Source organism: Streptomyces sp. NPDC059371 (assembly GCF_042751995.1).
Classification (GTDB): domain Bacteria; phylum Actinomycetota; class Actinomycetes; order Streptomycetales; family Streptomycetaceae; genus Streptomyces.
On sequence record NZ_JBHYXD010000066.1, the window covers coordinates 1 to 13,407 of the forward strand.

Annotated in this window: 12 protein-coding genes and 1 pseudogene; all 13 read right to left on the bottom strand. The window is 71.9% G+C overall.

Translation table 11 applies throughout. From position 1 onward, the window contains the following. Positions 1–297 (bottom strand): annotated as a pseudogene (locus ACFXGX_RS29315) (hypothetical protein); the annotation flags it as partial. 85 nt (positions 298–382) lie between these two features. Further along, complete coding sequence (rfbC, locus tag ACFXGX_RS29320) at positions 383–925, bottom strand: dTDP-4-dehydrorhamnose 3,5-epimerase (RefSeq protein WP_384796679.1); 543 nt, start codon at positions 923–925, stop codon at positions 383–385. After that, positions 922–2,154, bottom strand: a complete 1,233-nt coding sequence (locus tag ACFXGX_RS29325; RefSeq protein ID WP_384796682.1) for a polysaccharide pyruvyl transferase family protein — start codon at positions 2,152–2,154, stop codon at positions 922–924. Before ACFXGX_RS29325 ends, rfbC begins: the two co-directional genes overlap by 4 nt. Next, positions 2,151–3,098: a glycosyltransferase family 2 protein gene (locus ACFXGX_RS29330; protein ID WP_384796685.1), complete on the bottom strand. Its 948-nt coding sequence runs from the start codon at positions 3,096–3,098 to the stop codon at positions 2,151–2,153. The genes ACFXGX_RS29325 and ACFXGX_RS29330 overlap by 4 nt, the downstream gene beginning before the upstream one ends. Then, positions 3,095–4,390: a hypothetical protein gene (locus tag ACFXGX_RS29335; protein ID WP_384796688.1), complete on the bottom strand. Its 1,296-nt coding sequence runs from the start codon at positions 4,388–4,390 to the stop codon at positions 3,095–3,097. The genes ACFXGX_RS29330 and ACFXGX_RS29335 overlap by 4 nt, the downstream gene beginning before the upstream one ends. Positions 4,391–4,395: 5 nt before the next feature. Continuing rightward, positions 4,396–5,670, bottom strand: a complete 1,275-nt coding sequence (locus ACFXGX_RS29340; RefSeq protein WP_384796691.1) for a DUF4910 domain-containing protein — start codon at positions 5,668–5,670, stop codon at positions 4,396–4,398. After that, on the bottom strand, positions 5,667–6,692 hold the full coding sequence (locus ACFXGX_RS29345; RefSeq protein WP_384796694.1) for an NAD-dependent epimerase/dehydratase family protein: 1,026 nt from the start codon (positions 6,690–6,692) through the stop codon (positions 5,667–5,669). Before ACFXGX_RS29345 ends, ACFXGX_RS29340 begins: the two co-directional genes overlap by 4 nt. A gap of 3 nt (positions 6,693–6,695) precedes the next feature. Beyond that, positions 6,696–7,343, bottom strand: coding sequence for a PIG-L deacetylase family protein (locus tag ACFXGX_RS29350; protein ID WP_384796697.1), 648 nt, complete (start codon positions 7,341–7,343; stop codon positions 6,696–6,698). Beyond that, complete coding sequence (locus ACFXGX_RS29355; RefSeq protein ID WP_384796700.1) at positions 7,340–8,170, bottom strand: glucose-1-phosphate cytidylyltransferase; 831 nt, start codon at positions 8,168–8,170, stop codon at positions 7,340–7,342. Before ACFXGX_RS29355 ends, ACFXGX_RS29350 begins: the two co-directional genes overlap by 4 nt. Further along, the gene (locus ACFXGX_RS29360) at positions 8,167–9,402 is read right to left on the bottom strand and encodes a class I SAM-dependent methyltransferase (protein WP_384796703.1); all 1,236 of its coding nucleotides are present in this window, start codon (positions 9,400–9,402) and stop codon (positions 8,167–8,169) included. Before ACFXGX_RS29360 ends, ACFXGX_RS29355 begins: the two co-directional genes overlap by 4 nt. Continuing rightward, positions 9,399–10,640: a glycosyltransferase gene (locus ACFXGX_RS29365; RefSeq protein ID WP_384796706.1), complete on the bottom strand. Its 1,242-nt coding sequence runs from the start codon at positions 10,638–10,640 to the stop codon at positions 9,399–9,401. The genes ACFXGX_RS29360 and ACFXGX_RS29365 overlap by 4 nt, the downstream gene beginning before the upstream one ends. 2 nt (positions 10,641–10,642) lie before the next feature. Continuing rightward, a complete protein-coding gene (locus ACFXGX_RS29370; protein WP_384796709.1) occupies positions 10,643–11,875 on the bottom strand; it encodes an O-antigen ligase domain-containing protein in 1,233 nt (410 codons plus the stop codon). A 1-nt stretch (position 11,876) separates the two neighbouring features. Continuing rightward, positions 11,877–13,397: a right-handed parallel beta-helix repeat-containing protein gene (locus ACFXGX_RS29375; RefSeq protein WP_384796712.1), complete on the bottom strand. Its 1,521-nt coding sequence runs from the start codon at positions 13,395–13,397 to the stop codon at positions 11,877–11,879. Between the last annotated feature and the right edge of the window lie 10 nt (positions 13,398–13,407).

Here is a 13,407-nt window from a genome sequence, read left to right on the forward strand (position 1 = left end):
CAGCGCGTTCTCACCATGCGAACACACAACCGCCTCCGGGGGACACGCCGAAATGCTCCGATCGTCCGCCCCACGCCCCGCCAGGCGCCCCCCGGGGGGCGTGTGGGGCGGAGCCGGGGCCGCGGGGGGGGGCGGGGCCCCGTGGCTGACCGAGCGCAGCCCGGAGCCGTACTCGATGTAGCGGTTCCCGTCGACGTCCCACACGTGGGCACCGCTGCCGTGACTGATGACCGGGGCCAGGTCGGCGGGGTACTGGTCGTCGCCCTTGGCGTAGGTGTGCGCGCCCCCGGGGATCATGGCGTGCAGCCGTTCGTTCGCGGTCCGCGAGCGGGGCAGGAGGAATTCTTGGGTGTCTTCGGTTGGCACGCCGGCCTCAACTTTCTTAGTGCTGCAGGACCTTGGCGAGGCTTGGCGCCTCCCGGTCCCTCTGGGACATCGATGTGACCGGCAGCGGCCAGGCGATGGCGAGCTCCGGGTCGTCGAAGGCGATCGTCACGTCCTCGGCGGGATCGTGCGGGCGGTCGATCCGGTAGGAGGTGTCGGCGGTCTCGGTCAGGGCCTGGAAACCGTGCGCGCACCCCGCCGGGATGTACAGGGTCTTCTGCGTCTCGCCGGACAGCTCGAAGGAGGCCATGTTGCGGTAGGTCGGGGACTCCGGGCGCAGATCCACGACGACGTCGAAGATCTTCCCGTACGAGCACCGCACCAGCTTGGCCTCGCCCGCGCCGGAGCGCAGGTGCAGGCCGCGCAGCACGCCCCGCACCGAGCGGGACACGCTGTCCTGGATGAAGACGTCCGGGTCCAGGCCCACCGAGCGGACCACGTCCGCGTCGAAGGTGCGGCAGAAGAAGCCGCGTTCGTCGGCGAACGGAGTCGGCTCGAACAGGTACGCGCCGGCGATCGCCGGTATTTCGGTGGCTTTCATCGGGTCTCCCGCTGGGCGTGGGCGTGGTCGGTCGCCGGGAACAGGGTCGCGGTCAACTCGTCGAACTGTTCGTCCAGTTGCCGGGCGGCGGCCTGGTTGCGTTCGGCGAGGATCCGCCGCAGTTCCGCCGACCGCTTCTCCAGCGCCCGGAACTGTTCGAGCAGTCGGTCGGCGTCGACCTCGCGCGCCGGGTGGCAGTACGCGCCGAGACCCATCCGCTCCATGAGCGCGTCGCTCTTCGCCGCGTAGCTGAGCGCGAGCGCCGGTGTGCCGGTCTTCAGCGCGCAGATCAGGTTGTGGTACCGGACCGCCACCACCGTGTCGGCGGCGGCCATCTCGTTCATCAGGTCGGCCAGCGAGGCCGGTTCGGCTGCGGTGACCAGCGGTGAGGCCACCGCGTCGAGGATCGCGGCGACCACCGACAGGTCGCAGGTGTCGCCGGTGAGCAGCCGGACCTGTCTGCCCTCCTCGGCCAGCGTGCGCACGAACCGGATCGTCCCGTCGAGGTAGCGCCGGTGGATCTCCTCGGCCCGGGCGCGGTCGTCGTTGCCGCCGTGGAAGTCCATGACACCGACGCAGACCGGGCCCGGCGCACCCGAGGGCTCGCTCGCCTGCGGCGCGGGCAGGGAGAACGCGAGGTCCGGATAGACCTTGTCGCGCGCGGTGTCCACGCCCATCGCCCGCATCGCGTCCCGGGACTGGTCGTCCCGGTAGGACCGGTACGCGGCCAGCCGCCCCGACCAGCGCACCAGGGCCCGCGTCGGCCGGTTGCGGATCTCGGCGGCCCCGACGCTGACGAGCGCGACCCGGGTGCGCAGCAGCCGGCCGCTCGCGCAGAGCAGGAACAGCGAGTACGGGAAGCCCCACGGCCGCAGCGGCAGCGTGGCCTCCAGGACACCCATGCCCGGGACGATCACGACGTCGTGCCGGCGCACCCAGGCGGCGGTGCGGAAGACGTCGACGAGTTTGCCCAGACCCTTGCCCACGATCGCGCCGGCCCGTGACGCGGTCCGGTACTCCCCGCGGTACCAGTGCAGCCGCGTCGCGGGGATCCCGAACCGGGCGGTGACGGCCTCGGGCCCGCCGCACAGCGCGTCCACGGCCGCCTCCGGGTGCCGCCGCCCCAGGTATCCGAGCACGGCCTCCAGCGACCCGTCGTTGCCGAGGTTGCCGGAGCCGAGCAGGCCGAACACCCCGACGCGCACCGGAGTTCCGTCCGCGGCCGTCATGCCTGCCTCCCCTCACGGCCGGCGACCAGGGCGTCGACGGAGACGGTGAGCCGGTCCGGGTCGACCGGGGCACGGTCCTCGACCCGCTCGCCGGCGCCCGGCCGGACCCGGCTGGTCATCCACGCGGCCAGGTGGCGGCGGCAGGCGCGCCGGTCGGCCGGGGACAGCGGCGCCCGCCGGATCGCCGAGGCGAAGCCCCAGACGTACTCGGCGAGCAGCCGGGGCGTCGGGTGCAGCAAGCCGGCCCGGCGCGGATCCAGGTTGACGCACCGGGAGCGCTTGGAGGGGTTCGCCCGCTCGGCGCGGGTGGGGTGGTCGCGCCGGAAGTACAGCAGCTCGGGCACCTGGTGGAAGGGCCCGTGCAGGGTGATCTCGGCGACGTACGTGCGGTCCGCGTGGTGATAGCTGTCCATCGGCTTCACCCGGCGCAGCATGTCGGTCCGCATGACCCCGTAGAAGTCGTCGCCGCCGGGCTCGAACAGCAGGCTGCGGAAGCGCTCCGGCGCGTCGGGCGAGTCGGTGGCGAGCGTGTACTCGTAGGGGACCTTCACCTTGCCGTCGCCGTCGATGACCGCCTGGCCGGTGTGGGCGAGGAGCATCTCGGGCCGCTCGTCCAGTGCCTCCACGCACAGTCGCAGCAGGTCCCGGCCGTACAGGTCGTCGTGCGAGGCCCACTTGAACAGCTCGCCGCGGGCCTCGGCGAGCACATGGTTGTGGTTCGGTGTCGCGCCGATGTTCCGGGGCAGCCGGATGTACCGGATGCGCGAGTCCTTCGCGGCGTACCGGCGGCAGATGTCCTCGGTGCCGTCGGCCGAGGCGTTGTCGGAGACGACCAGCTCGAAGTCCTCATAGGTCTGGCCGAGCAGGGCGTCGAGCGACTCGGCGAGGTACTCCTCGCCGTTGTACACGGGCAGGCCGATGCTCAGCCTGGGTTGCGCGGTCATGACGTCCTCACTTCGCGGATCGGTTCTTGAGCGTGCTCGCGCAGGGCGGAGCGCAGTTGCAGCCACCACACGGCCGAGCCGCTGACGGTCGCGGCGGCGACGCCCCAGGCCGAGCCGACCGCGCCGCCGGCGGCCGCGCCGCCGAGCCCGCCGCCGACGTAGCACACGGAGGCGAACAACTGGCAGCGCAGGCTGCGCCGGGCCGCGCCGAGCGCGCGCAGCCCGGCCGCCGCGCCGGTGCCGAGGCCCGCGCCGGCGACGCCGAGGGTGATCGGCACGATGAGCTGGGAGGCGGAGTGCCAGACGTCGCCGAGCACCATCTCGCCGAACCGGCCGGGCACCAGCAGCAGCGCCGAGCCCCAGAGCAGCGCGCCGACGGCCTGTCCTCCGCCGAGGAGCAGGCAGAACCTGCCCAGTTGGTGCGGGGCCTGGCGCAGCACCCGTGCCGCCTCCGGGACGGTGACCAGGGAGAGCCCCATGAGCACGGCCAGGAACGGGCCGAGCAGGAGCTCGGCGCCCCGCACCGCGCCGACGGCGCCGACCCCGACGATCACGCCGACCCCGTACGCCCGTAGCTGGCTCGCGCCGCTGAGGCTGACGTTCTCGACCAGGTACCGGTAGCCGAGATCGCGCTGTTCGCGCAGCCACCCGCGCGCCTCGGCCAGGCGGGGCCGGATGCCGGACTGGACGTACCCGTACCCCGCCGCCACCGTGGCGGACGCGCCCCAGGCGGACACGAAGGCGGCCACGGTGCCGACGTGGGCGGCCACCACCATGGCCGGGACGAGCGCGACACCCCACACGACGTCGTTGAAGAACGCCTTGCGCCCGGTGCCCGCGGCGAAGAACGAGTACCGCCAGGCGTCCTGGAGCAGCAGCCCCGGCAGCAGGACACCGAGGGCGGCGAACGCGGGCCCGACCCGGCCGCCGAGGCCGAGCCCGGCGACCAGACACACCACGCCGAGGATGCCGCCGACGCCGAGCGCGGTGCCCGTCGAGCGGCCCACCGCCCCGCGCCAGGCCGCGCCGGGCGGGCCGCTGAAGCGCACCGTGAGCGGATCGGTGGCCAGCCCGCGGGAGACGTTGAGCACCACGCCGTACGTCACCCAGGCGAGACTGAACACGCCGAACGCGGTCACCCCCAGCGAGCGGGCCACGTAGATGCCCACCGCGAAGTTGCTCACGCTGGAGGCCGCCTGGTCGGCCAGCCCCCAGGACAGCCGGCCGACGAGGGCCCGCTTGGCGGACCCGGCCGGCGCCGTCGTCGGCGGGTTCTCCCCCTCGGTGGTCATCGGCGTCACGTCTTGATCAGGTCGGCGTCGCGCAGGGCACCGGCCGCGGCGGCGACGGTGTCGAACGGCAGCCCGGCGCGCTCCGCGACGTCCAGCAGACTGTGCTCGCCGTCGGAGAGGCTGAGCACCCACAGCATGGCCATCTGGGCCTCCTTGGCGTCGCTGCGGCCGCCGAGCGAGTCGTACAGACCGCGCCGGCCGAGCTGCGGCTCGCCGTAGGGGCTGAGGTTGACGTACCGCCGGTTGCGGTCCAGGACGGCGAACGCCTCGCGGCAGACGGCGAGCGTGTCCGCCATCGCCTCCGGGGAGACGAAGTCCAGGTTGTCCCCCGAGGTGTGGTACTCGGGGTACCCGGCGTACGGGGTCCGGCTGAGCGAGCCCACCCCGAGATCGAACCCGGGCGAGCAGTACTGCCGCTCGTCATAGCCGTACGGGGTGAACTCCTTGACCTGGTGCGGGCGTTCGGAGGTGCGCAGCACATGCTCCAGCACCCGGTCGATCTCCGCGTCCCCGCGCCTGCTCTGCTTGTACGTCAGCCGGCCCGAGTCGCCCGCGCAGGCCACTACCAGCCCGTGCTTGACCCGGTCCACCCGCTCCACGTTGCGGGCCAGCCAGGTGATCGCCCCGACGGTGCCGGGCGCGAAGATGAACCGGTAGGTGTAGTACGGGTTCTGCTCCGCCAGCGCGCGCGCCAGGTACGTCGCCACGGCGATGCCGGCCAGGTTGTCGTTGGCCAGCGACGGGTGGCAGACGTGGCAGGAGACGATCACCTCGTCGGTCACCTGACCGGGGACCACATGCTCGGCGTAGGTGAGGTGACCGTCGGCGAGCGTGGAGTCGACGCACACCTCGTAGTCGCCCTCGGGCAGCGCGTCCAGGGTCTCCTGGGCCAGGCAGAACCCCCACTCCGGCTTGTAGTAGCTGGTGCGGTACGGCACCAGGTCCGGCTGGTCCGGCAGGGTGTGCAGATGCCCGCGCAGCTCGGACAGCGGCATGGTCGCCGACACCGGCACGCTGTAGCCGAGCACGTGCAGGCTGGACGCGGCGAAGTCGACGACCCGCCTGCCGGTGCCGTCGGCTATGTAGGCGTCCCGGATGTTCCACTCCTGCGGCACCGTCCAGTCGAGCACCTGGGTCCCGGTCGGCACCTCGTGCACCTGGAGCGGGATGTGCTCGCCGACGATGTCCAGGGTGGCGCGCACACCGTCGCCGGTGATGCTCCGGCACAGCGGGTACAACCGCTCCACCAGCGCGTACATCTCCTCCCCGGCCGTGCTCATCGGCGCCACCGCAGGGTCTCGTCGACGGTGCCGGCGTCCGACGCCGCCCGCAGCACGGCGAGCCGGGTGAAGCGCTGCTCGAAGGCCTCCCGGGTCAGCCCGTGCTTGCGGTAGGCGTCGGCGAGTTCGAGCGCGCCCTGCTTGACCGTCCACTCGCAGTCGAAGCCGGGCAGCGCGGCGCGGAACCGGGAGAAGTCCACCCGGTACGACCGCGGATCGGCGCCGTTCTCCCCGGTGATCACCACCTTGGCGCCGGACACCGCCTCGGCGACCTGCTCGGCGATCTCGGCGACGGTGACGTTGTTGACCTCGCTGCCGATGTTGAACGCCAGGTCGTGCACGGCCTCCCGCGGCGCGACCAGCGCGGCCGCGAAGGCCCGCGCGATGTCGGCGGCGTGCACCAGCGGGCGCCAGGGCGTGCCGTCGGAGAGCACGAGGACCTCGCCCGACAGCAGGGCGTGCCCCACCAGGTTGTTCAGCACGATGTCGGCGCGCAGCCGGGGCGAGAAGCCGAAGGCGGTGGCGTTGCGCATGTACACCGGGCTGAAGTCGCCGTCGGCGAGCTCGTGCAGGTCGTCCTCGACCCGCACCTTGGACTCCGCGTACGGCGTCACCGGCCGCAGCGGGGCGTCCTCGGCCACCAGACCGTCGCCGCCGGCGGCGCCGTAGACCGAGCAGGTCGACGCGTACAGGAAGCGCCGCACGCCCGCCTCGCGGGCGAGCCTGGCCAGCTTCACGGACGCGTGGTGATTGATGTCGTAGGTGAGGTCCGGCGCCAGCGCGCCCAGCGGGTCGTTGGACAGCGCGGCCAGGTGGATCACGGCGTCCACCCCGGCCACGTGTTCGGCCGTGACGTCGCGCAGGTCCACCTGCCGCGTCGGCGGGTCGGCGGGCGCCGGGCCGAGGACGCAGTCGGCGAACAGGCCGGCGTCAAGACCGACGACCTCGTGTCCGGCGGCCGTGAGGACCGGGGCCATGACGGTGCCCAGGTAGCCCTGGTGCCCGGTCAGCAGTACGCGCAAGGTTCATTCCCCCAGGTCGAGAGTGAGTTTGGTGACGGCGAACGCCTCGGCGTAGCGCGCGTTGCTTTCGATGCCGCGGATCCGGGCCAGCCCGAGGAAGGCCTCCCGGTCGTACCAGGGCCGGTGCTGCTGCGAGGGGTAGTGCTCCTGCAGCAGCCGCACCTTCTCCTCGGCGGTCTCCGGTGCCAGCGGCTGGTACGCCGACGGACGGCCGAGATCGCCGTCCCACTTGACGATCTCGTAGCCGAGCACGAGGTGGTCGCGGAACGCGGTGGTCATGAGCTTCGCCAGACCGCGGTGGTCCTGGTGCGCGTCGTCGGTGCGCGGGGCGAGGACGAGATCCGGCTCCGTGGTCGCGCGCAGCTCCTCGACCGCGCCCTTGGCCTCGTCCCAGTGCGCGGGCAGCCGGCCGTCCGGCAGCTTGTGCACGGTCAGCCCGAGTTCGGCGCCCGGGCAGAAGGCGGCGAGCGCGGCCCGCTCCTCCTGTTCCCGCTCTCCGCCGCCGCCGCTGAGCACCAGCGCGTCGACCCGGAGGCCCGGATGCGCGCGGCACAGCGTCAGCAGCGTGCCGCCGGCGCCGATGGCGATGTCGTCGCAGTGCGCGCCCACCGCGACGACGCTGTTCAGGCGCCCGGCCCCCAGCCGGATCACGCGATGCCCGCCGTGGAGCCGACCCGGCTCGCGGGCACCCGTGCCACGGTGCCGCCCCGCTCCCACACGGCCCACGGGCGGTCGCCCCGGGTGTAGGCGTCGTCGAGCGCGGCCCGCTCCTTCACGGTGTCGGTCGGCTTCCAGAAGCCGCGGTGCTGGTGCGCCACCAGCCGTCCCTGCTTGGCCAGTTGGCCACAGCCGTCGGCCACCAGGTCCCCGTTCTCCGGGATGTGGTCGAAGACCTCCTGGCGGAGCACGAAGTAGCCGCCGTTCTCCCACAGCGGCATGTCGCTGACCGCGGTGATGCCGCCCACCAGGCCGTCCTCGCCCAGCTCGACGCAGTGGAACGAGGACTGCGGCGGCACCACCATCATCGACGCGCCGGCGTCGCGCCGGGAAAAGCTGTCGATCATCTCCGGCAGCGGGGCGTCGGTGAGCACGTCGGCGTAGTTGGCGAGGAACATCTCGTCGCCGTCCAGGTGGTGCCGCACCCGGCGCAGCCGCTCCCCGATGGGCGACTCGATGCCGGTCTGCGCGAACGTGATCGTCCAGTCGGCTATGTCGGTGGACAGCAGCTCGGTCTGCCCGCCCCGCAGCACGAAGTCGTTGGACGTCGTCTCCTCGTAGTTGAGGAAGAAGTTCTTGATGTGGTGGGCCCCGTAGCCGAGGCACAGGATGAACTCCTTGTGCCCGAAGTGCGCGTAGTAGCGCATGACGTGCCAGATCAGCGGGCGCGGGCCGACCATCGCCATCGGCTTCGGCACGTCGTCGGAGGTTCCGTTGCGCATCCGCATCCCGTAACCGCCGCAGAACAGGACGACCTTCATGCCTTGACCTCGACAATGCTCAGTTCCGGAATGGGAAACACGAGTCGGCCGCCCCAGTCGTGCACGAAGGACAACTGCTCGGTCAGCTCGGTCCGCAGGTTCCACGGAAGGACCAGGACGTAGTCCGGCTTGTCGGCGGCGATCTGCTCGGGTGCCAGGATCGGGATGCGGGTGCCCGGGGTGAACCGGCCGTGCTTGTACGGGTTGCGGTCGACCGTGTACGCGAGCAGGTCGGGCCGGATGCCGCAGTGGTTGAGCAGGGTGTTGCCCTTGCCAGGGGCGCCGTAGCCGACGACCGTCTCGCCGCGCTCGGCCGCCTCGATGAGGAACCGCAGCAGATCCCGGCGGACCTTGGCCACCCGCGCGGAGAACTCGGTGTACCCGGACAGCTCCTGGAGTCCGGCGGCCTTCTCCCGGTCGAGCACCTCGGCCACGCGGGCGGAGGGTTCGCCGGCCACCTCGGCGGGCCGCGCCCACAGCCGGATGGAACCGCCGTGCGTGGGCAGCAACTCGACGTCCACGAGCGCGAGTCCACCGCTGGCCAGCGCCCGGATCGCGGAGGCGACCGTGTAGTACTGGAAGTGCTCGTGGTAGATCGTGTCGTACTGGTTCTCCTCGATCAGGGTCAGCAGGTGCTGCACCTCGATGGAGACCCAGCCGTCGTCGGCGACCAGGGCGCGCAGCCCCTGGGTGAACCCGACCACGTCGGGGATGTGCGCGTACACGTTGTTGGCCACGACCAGGTCGGCCGGCCCGTGCTCGGCGCGCACGGCGGCGCCGGTGTCCGGGTCGAGGAACGCCGTGAGCGTGGGCACACCCGCCTCGCGGGCCGCGGCGCCGACGTTCACCGAGGGCTCGACGCCGAGGCAGCGGATCCCCCGCTCCACCACGTGCTTGAGCAGGTATCCGTCGTTGCTCGCGACCTCGGCCACGAAGGCGTCCGGGCCGAGGCCCACCCGCTGTACGGCGTCGTCGACGAACGTGCGCGCGTGCTCCACCCAGGACGTCGAGTAGGAGGAGAAGTACGCGTACTCCGTGAACGTCTCCTCCGGTTTGATCAGCGGAGGGATCTGCGCGAGCCAGCAGTCGGTGCAGACCCGCAGGTGCAGCGGGTACGCGGGCTCCGGCTGGTCCAGTTGGTCAGCGGCGAGAAAGCTCTCGCACGGCGGTGTCGCCCCCAGGTCGACGACGCTCGCCGTCGCGTGCGAGCCGCAGAGTCGGCATCGTGTCATGTACTTTCCCCATCCCCCTTGAACGCGCGGGTGTCCCCGCCGCGAGCATGTGCCGACCGGCCCGCGATCGCGGTCCGGTACTCCTCCAGCAGGCGCTCCAGCCCGACGGCCGGGCTGAAGCCCTGTTCGTAACGGCGCCGGGCCGCCTTCCCCATCTCCCGGTTGTCGTCCGGCCCGGCCGTGATCCGGCGCAGACAGGACGCGAGCGAGGCGGTCTCACCCGGCTCGTGCAGCAGCCCCGTCACCCCGTCCTCGACGAGTTCGACGAAGGCACCGTGACCGGCGGCGACCGTCGGGACCCCCGCCGCCATCGCCTCCACGACCACGAGGCCGAACGCCTCCAGCCAGGTGGAGGGAGCCACCACGGCGACCGACCGCGCGATCGCCCGCCGGCACTGCTCCTGGTCGTACAGGCCGACGTAGCGGACGTCGTCCCGGCCCGCGGCCCAGGCGGTCACCTCGGGCTCCAGCGGCCCCGTGCCGGCGATCACGAGCGGTACGCCCACACCGCCCCCGGCGGCGATCTCGTCCCAGGCGGCCATGAGCAGCCGTACGCCCTTGGCCTCCGCGAGCCGGCCCAGATAGAGCACGTGCTCGCCCGCGCCCTCCCGGCGGGCGCCCGGCTCGGGCACGAAGTTGTGCTTCACCGCCAGCCGCCCGGCCGGCATGCCGGCCTTCACCAGGACGTCGCGCTGCGCCGCGGAGATGCAGAAGAACCGCTCCACCCCGGTCCACCACCGCCGCCGGTTGACCGACATGCTGACCGCGAGCGGCACCGTCGCCAGCCGGGAGCCGCGGTAGCAGCCGTGCCGGACGGCGGGCAGCGGTGTGGACCCGACGCACTCGGTGCACGGCCGGCCGTCCCGCTGGAGCGTGCCGGGCGGGCAGATCTGGGTGTAGTTGTGCAGCGTGGCCACCGCGGGCACGCCGGCGTCGGCGCAGGCGGCCAGCACGGCGGGCGACAGGAGCGGGAAGACGTTGTGGACGTGCACCACGTCCGGCCGGTCGGCGCGCAGCCTGCCGGCGAGTTCCGAGCGGACCGCCGGGTTCCACGGCACCAGCAGCGGTATCGCCACCTTGCCCGGCAGGGACCGGGCGGCGATGTCGTCGCTGCGCCGCTCGAACGTCTCGACCCGGTGGCCGGCCTCCCGCAGCAGCGCCACCTCCTGGTCGACGACCTTGTTCTCCCCGCTCGGCTGCGCCGAGGCGTAGCGGTTGTGCACCACGAGGACGTGCATGCTCAGATCACCTCCGATCGCTGGGCCCATCGAGGGACGTGTCGCCGGGGAAGCCGGGGCCCCGGCAGAGGAGTTGCAGGGTTGGGCGTCGCCAGCAGCGAGGCGGCCACGGCCAGGTGCAGCAGATACGGCGAGGCGTCGCCGAGTCCGGCCTCGGTGTACGAGGCGATCGCGCAGTAGCTGATCAGGAAGATCGCGCAGGCCCTCGACAGCGACGGCGGCCGCAGCAGCGCGACACCGCCCAGCACGATGATGATCGCGGCCACCAGCCCGACGCCGATCACTCCCTGCTCGTTGTAGACGGCCAGCCAGCTGTTGTCGATGGGCAGCCCGTCGAACGACTTGTCGCCCAGGCCGGCGCCGAACAGATACTCCGTGGTCGACCGGGGCTCCGCCAGCAGCGCGTGCCAGACCTTGGCCCGGCCGGTGAGGCTGGAGAAGTTCTCCTGGCTCTGTCCGCGCAGGAACCACGTCTGCAGCGCGGAGGCGAACCCGACCGCGGCCACCGTGCCGATCGTCACCGCCCAGGTGAAGAACCGGCGGGCGGCGCCGCTGGTGAGGATGAGCGAGCCGATCGCCAGCGCCAGCCCGACGAGCAGGCCGAGCGTGGCCGTGCGGGTATGGGTCAGGGCGAGCAGGACGAGGGAGGGCACGATGACCACGGCCGCGCTGGTCCGGTCGGTCCGGCGGCCCAGCAGGAGCAGCACGGTCAGTCCGATGATGACCGCGGCGTACTGTCCGATCTGCGGCGGGGTGAGCGGCCACAGCGCGCCGACCAGCCGCCCGCCGTAGAGGTCGGGCAGGGCGGCGCCCGGCGAGGCGACCAGACCGGCGGCCACCGTCGCGAGCACCGCCAGATACATCCGGATGTGGTGCCGTACGAACGTCTGGCCGCCGTCCCACCAGCGGCTGACCAGCCACAGGGTGCCGACGAAGAGGGCCAGCCGGAAGCAGCGGAACAGGGCGCCGAACCCGGACTCCAGATGCATGCTGGAGATCACGCTCATCACCAGGAGCAGGGTGAGCAGGAACAGGTAGGCGCTGGTCCGGATGCGCAGCCGGAGATTGACCGCGAGGGCCAGCGCGAACGCGGTGACCAGCGCGCCCATGGTGACCATCTGGATGAGGGAGCGGGGGAGCGGGACGATGGTCTTCGCCCCGGCGGACCCGAGGGTGTTGAGGATCAGCAGCCCCCAGACGGTCCCGATGATCTTCGGTGTACGGTCCGTGCTCATCTCAGCCACCGTCCTGGGTGCGGAAGGTGCTGCCCGTGTCCTGCAGATACGGCGTCCCCTGCCACTGGCCGGAGTCGAGCACCCGGCTCGGGTCGTGGGCGACGAACCTCCACGGTCCGACGTAGGTGTTGTCGTGCCAGCGGTTGTGCTGCTTGCCGGTGATCGCCTCCGCCACCCGCTCGCCCTGGTACGGCGACCAGTCGGGGTAGGTGCCGTAGTTGGCCAGCACCGCCATGCGGTCGCACTTCACCGCGCAGTCGACGACGGACTTGTCCAGCGTGAAGCGGTTGTCGTGGATGTCCACCCGCTGGGTCTTCCAGCGGCAGTCGGTGTACAGCGGTTCGGCCGCGATCCCCGGCCGGGCGCAGCGGTGCATGTCCTTCACCAGCAAGGTGCAGTCCCCGGACGACGTGTTGGCCGGGCTGTTGCAGAACCGGTCGGCGTTCTCCCACAGGGTGATCCCGGACCAGTTGTTCTCCAGCACGTTCCGGTAGATCTCGATCCTGTCCGTGCGGGCGTGGACCCGCGGTTCGCCGCCGGACTCCGAGATGTAGATGGTCGCGAACGGGAAGTTGTCCCCGCGGTCCGCGTACTTGCGGCCCTCGACCCAGTTGTTCCGCCGGATCCTGTTGTCGCGGACGACCGCGTTGTAGCTGGTCTCGTAGATCAGCGCGGCACCGTCGTTGGCCTCCAGCACGTTGTCCTCGATGAGGAAGTCGTTGTTGTTCGTGTCCGCCCACAGCCCGGTTCCGCGGTTGTCGTGCACCCAGTTGCCGCGTACGTCGGCGCCGTCGACGGCCCAGAACTTGACGCCCCCGGTGCAGCCGCAGCCCGGCCGCTTCCGCTCCCAGTCGTCCGTGTTGTTGCCGACGATCTCGTTGCCCTCCAGCACCAGGCCGCTGATACGGCCACTGCCCTTGTACGCGTTGACGCCGTACTGACCGTTGTCACGCAGGCAGTTGGCGCGGACCTGCTGGCGGGCCCCGGCCATCAGCCCCGCACCCGAGTTGTGCTGGATCGTCGCGTGCTCGATCACCCAGCCGTCGGCGGAGTCGTGGTTGACGACGCCCTCGTCGCGCGGGGCGACGAAACCCTGCACGGTCAGATAACGGATGGTGACGTCGGGGGCCGTGCCGGCGAACGCGTACTGATTGATCTTGCGGCCGTCGAGCACCGCGCCGGGCGCGCCGAGGTAGACGTCCCCCTTCTTGGGGATGACCTGGGCATAGCGATCCCGCTCCAGCCGGTGCTTGCCCGGCTGGAGCCAGAACGTGGTGCCCGGGGGGCTGTTCTTGGTCTTCTCGGCCAGGTCACCGGACTTCGAGGGGTCGACCGTCACCGCGCCCGCCGGCGCCTTCGCCGGCCCGGACGCGGGTTTGGCGCACATCCGGGCCAGGGACGTGGAGGGCCCGGCCGTCGGCTTCAGCCGCGCGTCCTGAGAGCTGTCGCAACCGGTCGCGGCCGGCAGGGCCAGCGCCAACAGCGCAGCCGGCAGCGCCCAGTGCCGCCAGTTGATCCCCAAGCGTCCTTCC

Coding starts and splice junctions, on each gene's coding strand:
- ACFXGX_RS29330 (WP_384796685.1), bottom strand. CDS start 3,098: ATGACCGCGCAACCCAGGCTGAGCATCGGCCTGCCCGTGTACAACGGC.
- ACFXGX_RS29360 (WP_384796703.1), bottom strand. CDS start 9,402: ATGACACGATGCCGACTCTGCGGCTCGCACGCGACGGCGAGCGTCGTC.
- ACFXGX_RS29340 (WP_384796691.1), bottom strand. CDS start 5,670: ATGAGCACGGCCGGGGAGGAGATGTACGCGCTGGTGGAGCGGTTGTAC.
- ACFXGX_RS29355 (WP_384796700.1), bottom strand. CDS start 8,170: ATGAAGGTCGTCCTGTTCTGCGGCGGTTACGGGATGCGGATGCGCAAC.
- ACFXGX_RS29325 (WP_384796682.1), bottom strand. CDS start 2,154: ATGACGGCCGCGGACGGAACTCCGGTGCGCGTCGGGGTGTTCGGCCTG.
- ACFXGX_RS29365 (WP_384796706.1), bottom strand. CDS start 10,640: ATGCACGTCCTCGTGGTGCACAACCGCTACGCCTCGGCGCAGCCGAGC.
- ACFXGX_RS29370 (WP_384796709.1), bottom strand. CDS start 11,875: ATGAGCACGGACCGTACACCGAAGATCATCGGGACCGTCTGGGGGCTG.
- ACFXGX_RS29335 (WP_384796688.1), bottom strand. CDS start 4,390: ATGACCACCGAGGGGGAGAACCCGCCGACGACGGCGCCGGCCGGGTCC.
- rfbC (WP_384796679.1), bottom strand. CDS start 925: ATGAAAGCCACCGAAATACCGGCGATCGCCGGCGCGTACCTGTTCGAG.